Genomic DNA, 18,726 nt, shown 5'->3' with positions numbered 1-18,726 from the left:
CTTTACCAAACATGGCAAATTTCCTTATCGATAGCCGCAAAACGCAAACCTACGACGCTATTGTTGTGGGGTCTGGAATCAGTGGTGGCTGGGCCGCCAAAGAACTTACGCAACTGGGCCTTCGAACACTGCTTCTGGAACGTGGTCGTCCCGTTAATCACGTAACCGACTACCCGACCGCAACACTGAATCCGTGGGAGCTGGAACATCGGGGGCAAGTACCACTGGCCATCCGAAAAGAGTATTCTATCGCCAGCCGGAATTACGCCTTTCATGAGGATACCATGCATTTTTTCGCTAAAGACAGCGAGCAGCCTTACGTACAGGAAAAGCCTTACGACTGGATGCATGGCTATCAGGTAGGTGGGCGTTCGCTCACCTGGGGGCGGCAAACCCAGCGCTGGAGCGATTTCGATTTTACAGGTCCTGCGCGTGACGGGTACGCAGTCGACTGGCCAATCCGCTACACCGATATAGCCCCCTGGTACAGTCATGTCGAACGATTTGTGGGAATTACCGGCCACAAAGACGGTCTGGCCACATTACCCGATGGCGAGTTTTTACCCCCGCACGAGATGTCTTGCGTCGAAAGCTATTTCAAACAGCAGGTATCGACTCGCTATCCCGATCGGCATGTGATTATTGGTCGGGCGGCTCATATTACCGATCCTAAACCTATCCATCTCCAGCAAGGCCGAACCCGATGCCAACACCGAACTCTTTGCGAGCGAGGCTGTCCGTACGGCGGTTATTTTAGCAGCAATGCCTCGACTATTCCCTGGGCCATGCGTACCGGGAAACTAACCTTACGGCCCCATTCGGTAGTTCATTCCATTATTTATGATGAGCAGAAAGGCCGGGCAACGGGCGTGCGCGTTATCGACACTCAAACGCATCAGATGACGGAATACTACGCCCGAATTATTTTTCTCAATGCGTCGGCGCTGCACACTAACCTGATTCTGCTCAACTCCACGTCGCATCGTTTTCCGAATGGTTTAGGCAATGATTCTGGTTTGCTGGGTACACATATGGCTTTTCATAGCTATCGGGGCCGCGTTACGGCTACGTACGATGGTTTGCTGGACTCCACAACCGACGGACGCCGACCGAATAGCAGCTACATTCCCCGATTTCGAAACGTTTTTAAACAGGAAACAGACTTTCTGCGCGGGTACGCGGCCACATTTTATTCGTCGCGGGGACCTGTTGAGAATCAGGAAGGGGTCGGCGCAGCTCTAAAGCAAAATCTGCTCAACACTAATCTGGGCGAATGGCAGGTTGGCTCGGCGATGATGGCCGAAACCATTCCGAAAGCCAGTAGCACCGTCCGGCTTGATCCTACACTGAAAGATAATTTCGGGATTCCACAATTGCGCGTGTCAGTAGACTACGATGACAACGACCGGAAGATTCTGAAAGATTTTTTTGAGCAGCTTACCGAAATGTTTACCCAAGCCGGTTTCAAAAACATTCGGACGATTGACACGGGTCGATTACCCGGCAGCGAAAACCACGAAATGGGCGGTGTACGTATGGGTCGTGATCCGAAAACATCGCTGCTCAACCGCTGGAATCAACTGCATCACTGCCCAAACGTGTTCGTTACCGATGGCGCCTGCATGACTTCCACCAGTACCCAGAATCCATCACTGACCTATATGGCCCTTACAGCCAGAGCGGCCAATTACGCTGTTAAACAGATGAAAGCGTTGCGGTTGTAGTGTAATGCAAAGACTATTTTTGTAATTCTGAGGAACGAAGAATCGTAAAGCTTCCATCAGGAAATCTTAAGATTCTTTGTTCCTCAGAATGACAAAATACTCTACCGCTTACTCGTTGCTGAACCGGGAGCAGCTGCTGCTCCTTGCTTCAACAACCAGCTTGCCAGATCTTTAGCTGCCTTATAATTTTCAAATTGAGCCGGAATTTTCCGACCATCTACGTATTCGTTATACAACCAAGGGTCGCCAACGGCAAAAACGGTTCCTTTACCCACTTTGGCAACACCCATAATCACATCACCACCATCGGTCACAGCGGCTTTAGCCGGAGCTTTCACACTCAGTGGAGATAATTCTTTAATGTAAACCGTGCGTGTATTCGGAAAAATCATATTACCAACCGGAATACTGATTTTACCCTGCTCAAACTTATCTCCCTGCACCATATTTCGATTTTTAGGCAGGAACTGCATGCCAAACCGGCCGGCTAACTGATTGAAATGTTTGTGTTCACAGTTCGAGGTATCATTGGCCATCAGCACCAGCGTACCACCGGCCTCTACCCAGCTGGCAATGGCGTTGATGTCGCTTTCGCTTACATAGTTTGGCTTAGGCGTTTCCTTTGGCGTATCGGGATCAACAATGATGTACACGTCAACGCCTTTTAGTGATGCAGCCGTAGGAGCCCCGGTAATAGTTGCCGTTTTCGCACCCAGTTTGCGGAAAATGCCGCCCCACCAGAAGAATCCCGAATGCTGTTGATCGTCCCAGGTGTAATGGAAAGGCTCCTGTTCACCGGTATAGCCTTTGCGGGATTCGTGGTTAAAATAAGTATCGACGGCTACGGTTTTGCCCTTACCGAGTGCATCTTCGGCGGCAATCTCCATTTCGACACTGGCCATAATGAACGGGCCAACGCCTTTCAGATCATCCTGCCGAATGGGTTCGCTGAGGTAGTATTCATAGCTGCCATCCCGGTAGGGTGTACCACCCAAACCACCTACCACAACGGTTTTCTCTAAGTGAATAAGTCCTTTTTCATCGGTGGTAATGAACTGCTTCAGTATGCCTTCGTAGCCTTTTCGGGCCGATGCCATCATCGATGCAGGCAGATAGCCCATCCGAACACCTTTGGCCAGTGCATACACAAACATGCAGGAGCCCGACGCTTCGAGGTAATTGCCTTTGTCGCCCATACGGTCGGTTACCTGCCACCAGCAGCCCGTTTTAGGATCCTGAAACTTCACCAACGCTGGCATATACCGATTCAGAATGGCAACTAATTCACCCCGGCGCGGATGATTCTGAGGAATGTAGTCCAATACATCAACCAGCGCCATTGCATACCAGCCCATAGCCCGACTCCAGAAGTTCGGCGAGTTTCCCGTTTCTTTGTTGGCCCACTTTTGTTCGCGGCTTTCGTCCCAGCCATGATAAATCAGCCCGGTTTTAGGATCGCGAGCGTGTTTTTCCATCCAGACGAACTCATTGATGACATCGTCGAAATGCTTCGCATCGCCAAACAGGGCTGTATACTCCGCATAGAACGGTTCGGCCATGTATAACCCGTCGAGCCACATCTGATACGGATACCGCTTCTTATGCCAGTAGCCACCCTCTTTTGTGCGAGGTTGTTCAGCCAGTTGTTTTCGAAGCAGGTCAGCGGCTTTCCGGTACTTTTCTTTACCCGGCAACGATTGCTGATACAACAGGAGCAACGAGCGACCTGGTGTAATGAAATCGAGGTTATAGTCTTCGAGTTTATAGGTACGGATATCGCCATCAGCTTTCACATAGCGATCCATGTTTTTCTGGATGTAATTGAAATACCGATCATCAGCCGTGCGATACCACACCTGCTTCACGCCTTCCAGCAACACACCCGTTTCATATTCCCAATGGGCAACTCCCTTCGTTCCATTCTCCCGTTTATACGAAATTGAATCAGGGTTATTGGCCATAATGGAGGCCACCATACGCTGCGACCAGGGAAGGGTTGTGGTTGACTGAGCCCATACGAACTGGCTTACGACCATTAGACAACCAAAAAGGCTAAACTTCATCATTTTTTGCAGACTACCATCAGATAGTCGATTTAGAGCAAGTACTTGTCTTAATCCTAAGTAAGAAAATAGTCATAAATATCCGTCAAATACTCTCTGATTGGCAGAAAAAATGTTACTTAGTAGCCAAGCGAACCCAAACCCAAGGTCACCTGTTACTTAAATAATGTTTTTTGCCAGATAAGTACTGGCCATCCTCACTATGATTCATCAACTTTCGTTAACGCTTGCGCCCGAACTGGCTTTAGATGATGACGCGTTTCGAATGCAGGTATTAAACCAACTCAAATTACCTGATACAGAAGACGTAATCATCCGCAAACGACGGCAGTCGATTGATGCCCGTAATCGTCAGGTACGCGTACAGGTCGAAGCCGATGTTTTTGCCGGAGACCCACCTCCCCCACTGATCCAATACCGAAAACCACAGACCGATAGAAGCAAAGCGCCACAAGCCATTGTGGTGGGCGCTGGTCCGGCCGGGTTATTTGCGGCTCTACGGCTCATTGAACTGGGCATCAAACCGATCGTTGTCGAACGAGGCAGCGACGTTCGTACCCGCCGACGCGATTTAGCCGCTATCAATAAGGATCACGTTGTCAATCCCGAATCGAACTACTGTTTTGGTGAGGGCGGAGCTGGAACCTATTCCGATGGCAAGCTATACACCCGTTCGACCAAGCGGGGGGATGTTCGCCGGATTCTGGAGATTTTCGTTGCTCACGGGGCTACTGAGCAGATTCTGGTCGACGCTCACCCACACATCGGCACCAATAAGCTTCCTAATGTGGTCGCTGATCTTCGGAACAGTATTCTGCATGCCGGGGGCGAAGTCCGGTTCGATACCAAAGTGACTGACCTGCTGCTCGATGGTAATGAGCTAAATGGTGTGGTGCTGGCGAACGGCGAAACACTAACCGGCATTGGTGTCATTCTGGCAACGGGTCACTCGGCACGTGACATTTTTTACCTGCTCCACGACCGAAAGGTTCGGGTCGAAGCGAAACCCTTTGCCATGGGCGTTCGGATTGAACACCAACAACGTCTGATCGACCAGTTTCAGTACCACCGCCCAGACCGGGGTGATTATCTGCCCGCTGCTTCCTATAGTTTGGTTACTCAAACGCGCTATCAAGGGGTAGAACGGGGCGTTTTTTCGTTTTGTATGTGTCCGGGCGGGTTTATCGTTCCGGCGGCAACGGCACCCGGCGAGCTGGTTGTTAATGGTATGTCGCCTTCGCGTCGGGATTCGCAGTATGCCAATTCGGGGCTGGTGGTAGCCATTACCAACAATGACCTACGTCCTTATGCCGACGAAGGTCCATTGGCTGGACTTGCGCTACAGCAGGAACTGGAGCGCTGGGCCTGCCGAATGGGAGCCACACAGTCTGACCGACCTTCGCAAACGGCTCCTGCCCAGCGTATTGCTGATTTTGTCGATGGTCGGATCTCCGGCGATCTGTTGCCAACTTCCTACCAACCGGGCCTCGCTTCGGTCGATATGGCCGACGTATTACCCGATCATATTGCCCAACCATTACGGCAGGGCCTGCGGGAGTTTGGTCGAAAAATGCGAGGTTATCTGAGCAACGAGGGGCAGTTGATTGGTGTAGAAAGCCGAACATCCTCCCCCGTACGCATTCCCCGTGACCGCGATACGTGTGAGCATGTCGACATCCGACGGTTGTTCCCCTGTGGTGAAGGGGCTGGATATGCAGGTGGCATTGTCTCAGCAGCCATGGACGGTGAACGTTGTGCGGAAGAATTAGTTAAGTTGTATAAGTAGGTTTCCAGTATGAAGTATCTACTCTATATAGTTCTTATCGTTTTGACATTAATTCCTTCCACGTCCCAAGCGCAAGCACAAATCCGGGCCTATTGGGGCTCAGCGATTCCTGTTGCCAAAAAGCATGACTTGAAAGGCAATGTTAAAACGATTACTCAGGCTCAATCACCAATTACCAATAAACCAGCCGACTGGCTCGACGGCTATTCTGGAAAGAACTACACGGAAGAATACAACAAGCAGGGATTTCTTCAAAAAAGAACCTCCTCCGACGATTACAATAAGCCGCAGGTGGCTACCCATTATGCGTATAGTTCCAGAGGGCATATCAGCGCTATTTGGGACGAAATTTTAGCCCAGAAATCGAGAATGCCACTTTCCGAAGGTCGTATTAGCTATGAATTTAATCCAACCCGCAAACTCTACATTATTCGGGATAAACGGATCATTGGAGGGATTCCCCTGAATACTCGAACGGAGATGCGGATGGATTCTGTCAGCCGGATTGCGGTAAAACGTACCTATAAACAGGATACACTGCTTATTACGGAGGAACGTTATACATGGGATAAGCCAGGTTATTTGACAGGACAGATCGTACGACGACGGAAACAGGTTTTCAAAATGCCCAAGGTCGACCAGGCAGAGCTTGACGCATTTATGGGTGAAATAACCAGTAATCTTTCCGAGGCCGAAAAGGCGGCTTACAAAGCCGAAGTAGCAAAGGGAAGAATCCAGATGATGAATCGGGAAGATAGTCTTAAGCGTGTAGAAGACAGTTTATATGCACTTCAGCCAGAATGGTCAGTCGATACAACACTTTACCAGAATCAATATGATAATCAGTCTAGATTACTCCGGCAGAAAACCTATAACCATCATCAACTAACGGATGTATATAGTTTTAGTTACACCCCAGAGACTACCCGCAGAGTAGTTCAATCCTATGATCGCTCAGGAAATCTAGTATCTGAAACCATTAGTCTTCAGCATCCTGTCAAGGGCTATATTCTATCGGATACGTCCCGATATAACTACACCGGAAAATGGGAGGAACATGTATTTGACTATACCAACATGACCAAACCCATTTACCAGTACCAATATGATAAGCATGGCAACTGGGTCGAACAAAAACAGGTTGATGCCAATGGCATGCAGATTGGCAGCGCGCTAGTCCGTAAAATCGAGTATTACCCTTAACTGGTTCCGGTCGAATGTTACAAACCTCGTTTAATGCTTTTACCGAACACCTTCAGCAACGGCTACAACAACCGCTGCCGGGGGAAGCCGCGCACCAGAAAATGGCATCGGCAGCTCGGTATCGGCTGGGTATCAAACCCAACGAGCGTACGCGCCGGAGTGCCGTACTGATTTGTTTTTATCCTTTCCAGAATTCAATTTATTTACCCCTTATCCTTCGGCCTCAGTACGATGGCGTTCATGCCGGGCAGATGGCCTTTCCCGGTGGGCGCATGGAACGATTCGATGAAAACCTAACCCGAACCGCCCTCCGCGAAGCCCAGGAAGAAGTTGGCATTCGGGTATCGGATGTAAAGGTGTTGGGATTACTCACTGAGCTATTTATTCCACCCAGTAATTTCTATGTACAACCCGTTGTGGGCGTACTCCCCTACCGCCCTGATTTTTACCCCGACCCTCGCGAAGTAGAAGCCGTCGTGGAAGTTGATTTGAATACCTTACTCGACGAAACTATTGTCGGCGACAGCCAGATTGAAGTACGGGGAATATTGGTCGATGCGCCGTTTTATCAGATTCAGGGCCATCGGGTTTGGGGTGCTACGGCCATGATGATCAGTGAATTGCTGATGTTGCTGGACTCATAACACATCCCACCAATCGACAGAGGTGTTGGGCATTTGCGGTTTTTGTAAGGTTTCTTTATCGCTCTTTGACTCTCTTTCTGGCCGTACTGTAGTAGCATTTGGGGCCGTTAACAAGAGCACTTTCACCTTTTCTCGCATGGCTTCGCCCTGTTCGGGTTTAACCATCGCTACGAAATTGGCATAACCCAAAACGGTATTCTGAATCTGACCTTTACCCCAGGTTTTATTGGCCCATCCAGTTTGTTCAATCTGATGAAGCAAAGCCCGAAATTTGCGTAATGTAGCTCGATCAATGCCCAACTGATCATTCACAATCAGCCCTGTTACACGTTGCTGGGCGCCTTTTCGCATCACCTGTAACTTGTCTGGGTGCAATGTAAAGCCTTCGCTATTAATCACCTGCCGAATTGACCAGAGCAATTGTCCCACCCGCCCGGCGGCTTCACCCGAAGCTGAAAATGTCAGATCGTCGGCATAACGGGTGTATGCAAAGCCAAACTTGTCGGCTATGCCACGGAGTCGGTGGTCAAGCCGATACGCCAGCAGGTTGGTCAGCCCTGGGCTGGTTGGCGCCCCCTGTGGCAATATGCGTTCGCCTTTGGCGACGTAATATCGTTTCCCATCCAGTTCAACTTCATCGATGGCTGGCTCAGTACAGAGTAGTGCCAACAGTGTCGCGATAGTTTCGGCATAGCCAAAGGCAACGAACAGCCCTTTGATCCGACGATAGCTGATGCTCGGAAAGAAATCTTTCAAGTCCAGATTCACGACTACATCCTGCCCAATGTGTGGCTGCGCGTTGGTTACAATAGAGCGGTTGGTCACAAAACCGTGAGCCTCTTCGGTTGGCTGAATGGGTTGTAGAATATGCGCCAGAACCCAGTACTGCGCTTTTTTCAGGTACGGCATTGGTGCCGAAATCAGGCGTTTACCCCCCGATTTTTTGGACAGGAAGAACCGTTTGTAGTGCGATACAGTTGATACCGGGCGGTTGAAAGTCAGAAAACGCAAACGACCAAGCGTCATATCCAATGCCTGAGCCAACGCCAGTGGACTTTCGAAATCAGGAACACCAAATCGTGCCAATCGCTCTTTATCGGAAACAGTCGGCTGTAATCCAGCCGAAACGCCTTCGCCTATGTATGTAATGGCTTGCTGCTGTTGAGCTTTCCAGCGCGCAGCTCGCTCCTGACGCTTCTGCTCGTTGCGCTGCTTGGTTTCCTGCTGTTTTCGTTTGGATTCTACCATGCGGGCTTTCCGCATTTCGGCGAGCATGGCCTTCCGGTTTTCGTATCGACGTTGCTTATCAAGCAGGTTGTTCAATTCACGTTGAAGCTGAGCTTCATGCTCGATAAACTGCTCTGATACAGCGGGCATACTGGCCGAGCGCTCCCAAAATCCCAAGCGCTTCATTTCGGCCAGCACAAACGAATCTTTTGAACCCAGCGAGCGGATTCGGTCGTAGATTTCCTGACGGGTCATGATACCAGATTATGCTGATCAATCCAGTGCAGACAATAGTGTAACAGGCAGAAAAACAGCGGGAAGCTAAAAAAACGGTCAGGCACGGCCTTCGAATAATCTTAGGACTACGTCAATCAACTCCCGGGGGGCCGTACCTATGCAGTATTTCGCTCCATAGGAGCCGCACCGGAAATACTGCATAGGTACGAAGCCCCCCACAGTAACGATTGCACGTAGTGACGCGTGTGAAGTCATGTAGCATGAACGACGAAACATCGTTCTTTTCCCGAAGGAAACGCAAGGTCTAAATGCGTGCCTGACCGTTTTATTGCTTCTGCAAGTTAACAATTAATGCGCTGTCATGCAATGAATAAATCAAAAAACAATTAAAATTTATTTATAAATAAACTTCTTTTCAACAACTTGCACCTAGCGGTTGCTATACGCAATCCGTAAAGCTAACATGTGTTCGCAAGGGCCTTTGTGAAGCTTATGCTGACTATAAAATCCACAATCGCAGGTAGCCTGCGTCAGGCGTTCGTCCCTATCGATAAACAAGCTGGTATTGTATGCCCGGTTAGGCGTTTTGACTGTGCCAGTCAACCAAACTCCATTCAACTCCGGTGTGGCCTTAAGCTCCACCTGTTTATCCTCAGCTAGCTGATGCGCTTCGGCCTCTCTCGGATTGTCGAACCGTAGTTTCTCCATGGGTAGCGGCTCCTGGGTTAACTCGCGAACTCGATATACGCCCTGGTGTAAATCGAAAATGGCCCGGCCAGCCTGCGTATACGTTCCCAATGCACCCAATACCGTTTTGGTATCCAGCCCCATGCGCTTTGCCAACGTTACGGGCTTTTCGTACCAGTTCTGTTTGAGCGTATCGAAAATCAACCGCGCCGTAGCTGGTGGTACATTGGCCCGGGGCGCCATCAGATCAAAGTTTCCCAATCGTGACCAGTCATTCGCCGACCAGCCCGATAGCCCCAGCGTAAACGTCATATCGCCCAGATCAGCCACATAGAACGAGGGCAGTCCTGACCCCAGCAGATGAATCGTGAATCGACGTGTAACCGGAATAAGTCGTTCCAGAATGAGCAACCGACGACGACCCCAAATTCGAATCTCCTTAGTCTCGGTGCCGTTATACATTGATCGACTGCAAATCAGTTCTTTACCCCACGGATCAAAAACCAGCTTAATGGGTTCGTTGGGCGTCAGTTTAAATCGAATGGAACGCGGTCCCACTTTCTCCTTGAATCGACGCAGAAGTGAACAAATGCCATAGACATCCATTGGGTGAAGTTCGAGCGTTGTGGCTGGCAGTGTCATGGCCGAACTCACTTGGAGAAAGCCGCGCACCCAACTGTCGGGCAGGTCGATCTTTACTTCCTTATAGGTGTCTTCGTTGGTCGTTTGTACTTCAAATCCGCTCGGATCGATTTGGAAGTCTGTTTCTTTATAGTCCCGGATCTTCTGAAACTCATTATAAAGTGCCGACGAATAGTCGATGTTGGTGGTCCCACAGGCGAATTCGCTGATGTGCTTAAAGACATTGTAGTTGGCCGACAGTTTGCCATACGACGATTCGTCTTGCGAAAAACACTCGAAAAACACCTCATCGGGATGTACCGTAATCACCGGGTCAAGCACAAACCAGGCATCGCGGTCACGCTCATACAGGTATTTATAGTAACGCTGTCGGGCATCGTAAAATGGTTTCATAACCCGCTCGCGGTCGCGGTACAACGTGTTGAGTTCCGTTCGTAACGTCGCAATTCGGTCGGTCATATCACCCAGGTTCTGACCAGCCATAAACTCGGACAGCCAGATGGTTTCCTGTTGAGCCGCCCATTCTTTATAAGCCGTTTTGTCGCGGGGCACAAACCGCATGTCTGAAACAACCACGTCATGAAGAGCCGAGATAGCTTCGCGAAAAGCCAGTTTCCGGTGCAATTTTCCGACAAAAAACGTAGGGGTTCGGTTCGTGTCTGGAGCAAACGACATCCCCACCGAATTGGCATTGCTGACGACGGACGTACTCCCTCCGAATTTATAGTTAAAGAGCATGATCGGTTAGGAATCAGTTTGGTTTATACTTTAGAATATTGCCAAATACGCGATAAAAACCACCCTGCGCGGCTTCTTTCAATTCGTCAACAACATAGATGATATTTTCCTGACGAAGGTTTTTGGGAAATTGCACGTGCCAATCTTTATGGAACCCGTCGGAAAGTGGCCGAACCCGTAGCTTTCCGCCTTCTTTCGTGCATTGCACGCGTACACCATGACTCGTATCGGAAGTCGTTTCCAAAATGGCCGTATCGGTCGACGTGATAGCTACCGAAAGATCAGCAGCGGCAATTTTAACGTCTTTGACAACGGGCGTGATTCCGTTTTGGGCATTCGTAATGGCTTCCTGTTTGGCGTCAATACATGCCAATGAACCATCGGTCGTAACGATATACAGCTTTTCGTCGAAATACTGCATCGACAGTGCCGATCCGCATCCCGTAGCTAATTTCCAAAGTCTATTTCCTTCGGCATCAAAGCAATAGATAGCAGAATAATTATCGCCTGCAAAGACAAATTCACCGTTTGGAGAAGTAGCACATGAATAAACCGTTGCATCTGTACGATAATTCTTTACATGCTCACCTCTTTTTGTAAACGCCTGAACTAAATTTCGGCCTGTAGCGGCATAAATTTTATCGCTTTCGGCCCAGCCAAATAAAACAGCACCATCAGTATTTACTTTCCATTCAAATTGACCATCGGGTCCATTATAGCAGACGATTCCTACCGAATCGCCACAAAAAACTTTGCCTCGGTCATCACAACGAATCATCCACGCCGATTGTCCGTCCTGCTGTTTGTTCCATTGCTCTTCATCCTCATAATTGATGATCGTTGCTTTGCCTTTTGCATCCGAAACGCCTAATAATCCATCATTAATATCGAGCCAGTAAATTTCGATTTTGTCATTAATTTCATACGACAAACGAGGGCGTTTACCGGTTAAATCATACACATTTCCATCATCGCAACCGACATAAATCCACTCATTATCCGCTACAATACATTTTACGCCATCAGGCAATCGATAATGTAGGCCAACTTCGCCATCGTGGTTCAGCCGAAACACATCTCCACGTTCGTTGCCTGCCCAGCAATTTTCCGCATTTACATAAATTCCAAAAGCAGCCGAATTGGTATTGAAACGCCAGATAATGGGTAAGCTTTGTTTAATAGCAGCCGGTCTGCTTTCAATTGCACGCCTTGTTACATCACGTTTTTGGCGTTGTCCCTGAATGGCTAGTGCGTAGCCCTTCTTTTCTTTTTCTTTAATTTTTTTCTCAGCAAATTTTGTGGCTTCGGCCGTATCGCCAAATGAGCTTGTTTGGCTTTGCCCATGATCCCCAATTCGACCAAAGCGAATAATCACGGTTGATTCATCGACCGTAACCTCATAAAATTTATGGGCAGATCCCTGATCTTCTGAGAGTTCCAAATAGTTTTTTACCATCTTAAAGGGAGTTCATTAGTCAATAATGAGTTATCGGATTTCCGACTGATGCACCTGAATGGGCAAGGATAAATCGTTGAATTGTTGTTGCAAATCGCGCATGATAGAGATGCACCTAGCCTTATCACCAATGGCAGCCGTAGCCGAAACATCGGTCAGTAACCGGGCCACAAAACGGGCGTTTTCTTCCGATTTGAGTCCTTCCCGCTGCAAAAACGCAAACACGCGGGTTTTGGCCGTTCGACTCTGATGGACACGTAACAGCACCGAGCGGAAATAAAAAGCTAGTGCTCGGAGTCGTTCAGGCTGGTCGGTTGCATAGCGTTCCAGGTAATTGGTGGTGAATACCTGAACAGCCGCATCTGGGTGCTGGCTCAGTTTCAGAAGATATTCGGGCCCTGCTTCGTCGGTGAAGAATCGGGTAATGAGTTCGCGTCCAAACGCCTGAATGTCGGGCCGTACCGAATCGGCAATACCAACCAGCGTTTCGGGTGTCCAATCGTCGGCAGAAAAATGATCGCGGAAAAACTGCATGGCCGCCTGTCGCGTATCGTCCCAGGAAGCATCTAATAATCGAATAGCCTCATCCCGTTCGTAGCGAATGCGGGGCAGGTGTTGCTGGAAATACTGCCAGCACCATTGCCGAACAGCCAGCAACTCATGATTGCCCAGCGCAATAATTTGCCGGATGGTCAAATCGTCCGGATTCAGATATTGATCGAGTACCAACAGACCTAGTTCCTGCGCGGGGCGGAAATGGGCATAGATTAACCGTAGGGTTGTGGTCCGATCGAGTTTCGGCAACGAATTGGCCAAGGGTCCGCGCAACAAAGCCGCAATATCGTCGTGCATACCTTCGGCGGTTTCTTTCCGGATCAGTGCCTGAATCAATTGATTGGTCAGGTTATCAGCAAAGGCTGCGTCATTGGTCAGGCGGGCTTGCAAACTCACATATAAATCCTGTCCAGCCCGACGAACATCTGTATAGGCACTTGTCAGCAATGCTCCCAGCACAGCAGCTGATGGCTGACTATTTTTTAGAATCAATAGCCTGACCGCAAATGCTTGTGTAGACTCGACCGGGATTTGAAGCAACTCAGCTACAATCTGCTGGTCCAGTGCAGGCAACGCGTCGGTGGCATGACGGAGCAAACTGCTGGTTGCTTCAGAGATAATCGCATTGTTTGTGGCTGTATTATCGGTTATGGTTTGCAGCATGACCACTACCCGGCCAATCAACAATTGCTGCTGCACCAGGCTCAACGCCATTTTAGCAAGTAGCTGATCAATCCACAGCCGCTGCTCGGTATAGGACGAAAAAAGCATACTCAACACAAAAGCCGAGTCATCTGTATAGATCTGGCTATTCTGTTCAACCCACTCCTGCCCCAACTGACGAGCTTCGGCTACCGAGCTATTTAGCAACAATAGGACCAGCGAGCGGTCGGCTCCCTGCCGAAGTCGCTTCCGCAGTATATCAATCCCCCAGCGAGTTGGAATCTCAAATGATGAGCTTACCAACTGACGCAGCAGCGACTCATCTATTTTCGCTTCAATGGACGGATAATCAGGATGTTGCAGAAGATTCTGATAAGCAAATGCATGCACTTCATCGACCTTCGCCTGCAGGAGCAGTTGCACATACGCTTGGGGCATCTGATCCCATAATTCCGGAAAATGCTCCTCGCGCAATGAAACAGGTTGCGCCGGTACGCTTTCTGAATCTGGCTCACCAAGTTTTGCCGTTTTGTTCAGAAACGATGCCACCCGGCTAAACAGTTGATTAAATAGACCCTGTTCATCAACGTTTCGGGCCGACGGTGCAGAAGCTGTTTCCCGATACTGCCAAAGACCCATCGCATTGACTTCCAGCTTATTGCCAGCACCGTATAAAATCCAGTTCAATAAATAGGCATTGTCGTAGGCTGGATAATGCCGAACAAAACTGATCCATCGCCCCTGGTTGTAATCCCAGTGTCCTTCCGATGCATCATGAGCCGGTTTATAGTCCGTAGCTTTATTATAGGCCAGCAGGATACCCGTTGCCAGTCGAACATAGCTGACATTCTTTTGCTTACCCAGTTGATTCAGCGAACGGAACAATCGGGTTTTCAAATAATTCCGGGTACGATTCGAATACGCCAGACGACTATCGGGTTTACGAAGTTCCGCCTTTACCCGAACGCGTTGATCCAGGGCAGCTACATATCTGGATGGGTCACCTCCCCCTTCATCGTAGTAATAATCGGGTTTTCGGAAAAAAGCGGCTGTTTTTTCGAAACGATAGGCCAATAGCCCCTGTAACTCAAAGTCATCGCGCAATTCAGCCACTTTCAATATATGCCGGACAGACCGAAACCAAGCGGGTTGCAGTTTGATCTGTCGTAAAACCGTTAGCAGTGGTTTCCGAACAACCGGATGTTTGACCGCTAGCGTATATACGTCATCAAGCAACTCATACTCAGCCTGTACTTCATTGACTATCAGATCGATGAGCAGTGTTGTCAATACCTCAGTGTTTTTGTCCAGAATCGCCTGCCAGACAGGGGCAGGCAAACGGTTTTCAACGGCCTGATAGTGTGTCTGCAACTCATCTCCCTGCAATACATGCACTAGCGCTTCAGCGGCTATGCGACGAGTTTTATCGGAGTACTTCTGATTGGTAAAATAAACCTGGAGCGTACGGGCAGCTTGTGGGTCTGCGCAACGGCCTAAGGCCCAAAGCGTGGCGTATCGCTGCATTTCTTCCCCCCGATCAACGAGTCGAATCAGGAAAGGTACCGCCTGCTTCATCCGAAGTACACCCGCCTGCCAGATTACTCGTGAGGGTTTCCAGGCCGTGCGAAACTCAGTTTTTCCGTTAGCCAATGCACTCAGGCGTTGCAGGATAGCTTCTTCGCGTGTTTTAGGCTTTGTTGTGTCAACCGGTAGCGTAGGCATGGGCTGAAACATTTCAGCCTCCGACTGATACCCTTTTTTGCGCTTCTCGACCTCCAACCCATTAAAGAGTGTTTCGGCCATTGCCATCGACACGGGCGTGGGTGTTTTGGTTCCGTCTTTCAACGTAGCTCCCCGCTTGCCAAACCGAAAATTAACTACATACTGCCCGACTCCGACTTCACATAAATCAACTTCATAGACCTTATCGGAGTTACCTTCTTTGAAAAAGAGTTTGATCTGCTTAATCAACTTCATGCGACATAAGCGATTCTGGAGGCTGGAATTTCACACTTTAAACAGCCTCTTCAGGTGGTTCTATTACATACAATATTATAAAATTTTTCTTAGAATATATAATCTATTCGCGTGTTTTTATATCCTTTTTAAGTAAAAAATATAACAAACAGACACCCAGTTAGTTAAGATACCACTCTGTTCTGACCCAAATTTACTGGTCTTATTTAGTATACTGTAATATACGTTTTCTGTCATTCCGACGCAGGACCGGGCCGCCGGAATGACAGAAAAACAATCAAAGACTTAAATTACAGTCTATCTAGCAGCTTTTACATCAAACCCATACTACTACTACTGGCTTGTACCGGCGACATAATACAATTCGGCAATGGCTTTCTGGTATTTCGTTTTCAACTCCTCTCCTTTAATTCGTAAATCGATCAGCTTGGTTTCACGGGAATTGACCAGAAACAGTGAGCTTTCGCCGATCTCGAATTTTTGTTGTTCGGCCTGTAATAGCCGTTGCTGGTTCTGAATAACTTGCTGTTGTACACTCACTTGCCGAGCCAACGCCTGGAGTTGATTATAAGACGCCTGAACGGTATTTGTGATGTCCCGATTGGTCTGTTGACGCTCCAGGGTCACCTGCTGGTTTTTCACCTGAACCTCGCGCAGCTTGCCTCGTTCTTTCCGAAGAAACAACGGAAATACTACGTCCAGGCCAATTTTATGATTCTGTGGGCGAAACGAATAATAATCGCTCCAATCATAAGGTACATCGACCGTTGGTGTTTGACTCAGCACACTGGCACTCAGCGTAATTTGCGGCTGAACCATAGCCCGTCTAAACTGCTCTTCTATCGTTAGCTGCTGCGCTTTTGCCGCCAGCTTCAGCAAGTCAGGGTGCTTCTCAGTAGCCTGGTTCATCAAGTCCTGTAGGGTATCGGCCGTATAGGTTGTTAGCGGAGCCTGTTGCGGCATGGCGGAGGCAGGCAATTCAACCGGTTGCCCCTGTTCGTTCCATAGGAACGTGCTTACCCTTAGCCGGGCGTTTTGCTCATCAAGGTCTGCCTGCTGCCGCTGTACCAGTCGGTCCTGTACGGTGATCAGGGCTTCAGTCGTATCGATAACAGCCGCGTCGCCCAACAAAGTCCGTTCCCGCAAGGCCCGAAAACGTCGGTCGGCCAATTCGTACCCTTCTGCCAGTAACCTACGCTGCTGATACGCCAAAAACCACTCCCAATACGATTTTGCCGCATCGAAAAGTGTCTTGTTGACGAGCTTCAGCCGGTCGGCTTCGGCCAGGTTTAAAGCTAGGCGTGCCTGTCGTACGGCTGATCGTCGGGCATCAATACCAATCGTTCGTCCAATCGGTACACTCAGGCCGATTCCGGCCAGACCGGATGAGGGTGTTCGTTCGGCTGGGTTAATGTATTGCCCCGCATTCTGGTCATAAGAGGCATTCAAATCGACACCAGCCCACCACAGGGGTACTACCAGTTTATTTTGCCAGTGATTGTAATAGAGGGTATTGCCAAACTCTTTACGGTCATAGCTCGAAGCCAGTTTCGGATCGAAAGCCCCTCGTGCCTGCATCACTACCTGTTTGGCTTCTTCACCAAATAATCCGGCCTGTTTGATGATGGGATGGTTTGCCCGGATCAACTCGAAGAATACATCAGCCGTAAATACACTAGTATCTACCGGGGCATTCAACGACTGAGCTGACACGCTTCCTATCAGCATCCCTATTCCGCAAAGGCATAACGCTATGAATCGCTTCATTTCTTCGCTCCTTTTTCTTCCTTGGGTTCTTCGTTTAAGCTGGCCGGGAAGCCATTGAGCTGCCGCCACAGTTCATACCAGACCGGTACATCGTCGAGCATAACCCAGCCATATACGCCCGATCCGACCCGCAACTGGGTAGGCCAGGGCTGATCGCCTTTTTCCTGTATGGGCTGTACCAATAACCGATATTTCCCGCCTACACTACTGACAGCATCAATGACCGCTACTCGCCCGCCAAACGTACCGACCGATACTGACGGCCAGCCCGAAAACTGGATCGCTGGCCAGCCATCAAACTGCAAACGGACCGTTCGCCCACGTTGAATCAGGGGAACATCCATTGCCCGAACATATAACTCTACGGCAAGCTGTGGATTAGCCGGCTGAAGGGTGGCAATAGGTTCCCCCTCTTTGATGGTTTCGCCAATGCCCGCTTTTGATGGCCGCACGACATACCCAGCCTGCGGTGCCCGAACAATGTAAAGTCCCCGTCGAACATCCACACTGGTCATCTTATTCCGAAGTTTAGAAATTTCGCCATCAATATCAGCCAGATACGAAACTGCCGAACTTCGATCCGACTGGGCTTTGGCCAGTTTCTCCTGAAAATCGGCCCGGAGAGTCCCCAATTCAAGTTTGGCGTTCACCAGTTCCTGCCGCGATACATTGAGCTTATTCTCCTGCGAAATCACTTTGGCGTTGTCTTCCTGCACTTTGAGCCGTCGGGATTCCAGGTCCGTTAGCGAAAACAGTCCGTTGGTATAACCTTTCTCATAGCGAGCTAACCGGTCGAGGGCAATCTGGTAGTTCTTCCGAATGGCAGTCAGGTCAGCCTCGTCGGCCGATACTTTGTATTCGCTCTGACGAACCTTATTTCGCGCTGCCTCAAGTTTTACTGTAATACCGGTTTGTAGGGCCACAATTTGTCCATCCAGGGCCTTTATTTTAGCATTGGTAGCCTGTAAACTTCCTTGTTTTGCGGCCAGTTGTTCGTCTAATCGCTGGGGCAAATTGGGGTCAAAATAATCGTCTTTGATGTCGGAGATAACCAATAAGGTGTCGCCTTTTTTTACATAGTCACCATCTTTCACGGTCCATCGTTCAATTCGACCGGCGATGGCATTCTGAATGGTCTGTGGGCGGTCCTGGGGTGTCAGGGCCGTGATCGTTCCTTCGCCGTTGATGTTCTGTTGCCAGGGTAAAAACATAACCAGGACACCGACTACCAGAAAGAAAAGCATCCAACGCCCAAGTCTCCGGCCACCATCCGACTGAGGAAGTGCGTGAAGCGTTTTAAGCGGGTATTTGGCGAATAATTCTTCGTTGACCCGCTGATTGGATAAGTTAAGCATCT

At 49.3% G+C, this 18,726-nt stretch carries 11 protein-coding genes; 4 read left to right on the top strand and 7 right to left on the bottom strand.

Annotated features, from left to right (window positions below):
* Nucleotides 1–11 precede the first annotated feature (11 nt).
* Nucleotides 12–1,724 (top strand): GMC oxidoreductase, encoded by a 1,713-nt coding sequence (locus tag ACYVFD_RS00260; RefSeq protein ID WP_461087343.1) that lies wholly within the window; start codon nucleotides 12–14, stop codon nucleotides 1,722–1,724.
* A gap of 101 nt (nucleotides 1,725–1,825) precedes the next feature.
* Here the strand turns inward: ACYVFD_RS00260 and ACYVFD_RS00255 are convergent, their stop codons facing one another.
* A complete protein-coding gene (locus ACYVFD_RS00255) occupies nucleotides 1,826–3,790 on the bottom strand; it encodes a glycoside hydrolase family 88 protein (protein ID WP_461087341.1) in 1,965 nt (654 codons plus the stop codon).
* 199 nt (nucleotides 3,791–3,989) lie between these two features.
* On the opposite strand from ACYVFD_RS00255, the gene ACYVFD_RS00250 reads away from it, so the two are divergent.
* The 3 genes from ACYVFD_RS00250 to ACYVFD_RS00240 are packed head-to-tail and all read left to right on the top strand — an operon-like array spanning nucleotide 3,990 to nucleotide 7,420.
* Complete coding sequence (locus tag ACYVFD_RS00250; protein ID WP_461087339.1) at nucleotides 3,990–5,573, top strand: NAD(P)/FAD-dependent oxidoreductase; 1,584 nt, start codon at nucleotides 3,990–3,992, stop codon at nucleotides 5,571–5,573.
* A gap of 9 nt (nucleotides 5,574–5,582) precedes the next feature.
* Entirely contained in the window at nucleotides 5,583–6,776 is a 1,194-nt protein-coding gene (locus ACYVFD_RS00245; RefSeq protein WP_461087337.1) for a hypothetical protein, read from the top strand.
* A 14-nt stretch (nucleotides 6,777–6,790) separates the two neighbouring features.
* On the top strand, nucleotides 6,791–7,420 hold the full coding sequence (locus tag ACYVFD_RS00240; protein ID WP_461087335.1) for an NUDIX hydrolase: 630 nt from the start codon (nucleotides 6,791–6,793) through the stop codon (nucleotides 7,418–7,420).
* On the opposite strand, the gene ACYVFD_RS00235 is transcribed toward ACYVFD_RS00240, so the two are convergent.
* The 6 genes from ACYVFD_RS00235 to ACYVFD_RS00210 form a co-directional block, all read right to left on the bottom strand.
* The gene (locus ACYVFD_RS00235) at nucleotides 7,415–8,902 is read right to left on the bottom strand and encodes a reverse transcriptase family protein (protein WP_461087333.1); all 1,488 of its coding nucleotides are present in this window, start codon (nucleotides 8,900–8,902) and stop codon (nucleotides 7,415–7,417) included. The two genes, ACYVFD_RS00240 and ACYVFD_RS00235, sit on opposite strands and share 6 nt — an antisense overlap.
* Before the next feature lie 411 nt (nucleotides 8,903–9,313).
* A complete protein-coding gene (locus ACYVFD_RS00230; RefSeq protein ID WP_461087331.1) occupies nucleotides 9,314–10,951 on the bottom strand; it encodes an SWIM zinc finger family protein in 1,638 nt (545 codons plus the stop codon).
* 13 nt (nucleotides 10,952–10,964) lie between these two features.
* On the bottom strand, nucleotides 10,965–12,407 hold the full coding sequence (locus ACYVFD_RS00225) for a WGR domain-containing protein (protein WP_461087329.1): 1,443 nt from the start codon (nucleotides 12,405–12,407) through the stop codon (nucleotides 10,965–10,967).
* A 30-nt stretch (nucleotides 12,408–12,437) separates the two neighbouring features.
* On the bottom strand, nucleotides 12,438–15,602 hold the full coding sequence (locus tag ACYVFD_RS00220) for a hypothetical protein (RefSeq protein WP_461087327.1): 3,165 nt from the start codon (nucleotides 15,600–15,602) through the stop codon (nucleotides 12,438–12,440).
* Nucleotides 15,603–15,935: 333 nt separating this feature from the next.
* Nucleotides 15,936–17,369, bottom strand: coding sequence for a TolC family protein (locus ACYVFD_RS00215; protein ID WP_461087325.1), 1,434 nt, complete (start codon nucleotides 17,367–17,369; stop codon nucleotides 15,936–15,938).
* Nucleotides 17,366–18,724, bottom strand: coding sequence for an HlyD family secretion protein (locus ACYVFD_RS00210; protein ID WP_461087323.1), 1,359 nt, complete (start codon nucleotides 18,722–18,724; stop codon nucleotides 17,366–17,368). The genes ACYVFD_RS00215 and ACYVFD_RS00210 overlap by 4 nt, the downstream gene beginning before the upstream one ends.
* Nucleotides 18,725–18,726: the final 2 nt, after the last annotated feature.

It is taken from the genome of Spirosoma gilvum (assembly GCF_054776815.1).
The sequence above is the reverse complement of the archived record's forward strand: the minus strand, read 5'-3'. Positions and strand labels throughout refer to the sequence as shown.

Excerpts from the sequence above, each read along its gene's own strand:
- ACYVFD_RS00260 (WP_461087343.1), top strand. The coding sequence starts at position 12 with ATGGCAAATTTCCTTATCGATAGCCGCAAAACGCAAACCTACGACGCT.
- ACYVFD_RS00255 (WP_461087341.1), bottom strand. The coding sequence starts at position 3,790 with ATGATGAAGTTTAGCCTTTTTGGTTGTCTAATGGTCGTAAGCCAGTTC.
- ACYVFD_RS00250 (WP_461087339.1), top strand. The coding sequence starts at position 3,990 with ATGATTCATCAACTTTCGTTAACGCTTGCGCCCGAACTGGCTTTAGAT.
- ACYVFD_RS00245 (WP_461087337.1), top strand. The coding sequence starts at position 5,583 with ATGAAGTATCTACTCTATATAGTTCTTATCGTTTTGACATTAATTCCT.
- ACYVFD_RS00240 (WP_461087335.1), top strand. The coding sequence starts at position 6,791 with ATGTTACAAACCTCGTTTAATGCTTTTACCGAACACCTTCAGCAACGG.
- ACYVFD_RS00235 (WP_461087333.1), bottom strand. The coding sequence starts at position 8,902 with ATGACCCGTCAGGAAATCTACGACCGAATCCGCTCGCTGGGTTCAAAA.
- ACYVFD_RS00230 (WP_461087331.1), bottom strand. The coding sequence starts at position 10,951 with ATGCTCTTTAACTATAAATTCGGAGGGAGTACGTCCGTCGTCAGCAAT.
- ACYVFD_RS00225 (WP_461087329.1), bottom strand. The coding sequence starts at position 12,407 with ATGGTAAAAAACTATTTGGAACTCTCAGAAGATCAGGGATCTGCCCAT.
- ACYVFD_RS00220 (WP_461087327.1), bottom strand. The coding sequence starts at position 15,602 with ATGAAGTTGATTAAGCAGATCAAACTCTTTTTCAAAGAAGGTAACTCC.
- ACYVFD_RS00215 (WP_461087325.1), bottom strand. The coding sequence starts at position 17,369 with ATGAAGCGATTCATAGCGTTATGCCTTTGCGGAATAGGGATGCTGATA.
- ACYVFD_RS00210 (WP_461087323.1), bottom strand. The coding sequence starts at position 18,724 with ATGCTTAACTTATCCAATCAGCGGGTCAACGAAGAATTATTCGCCAAA.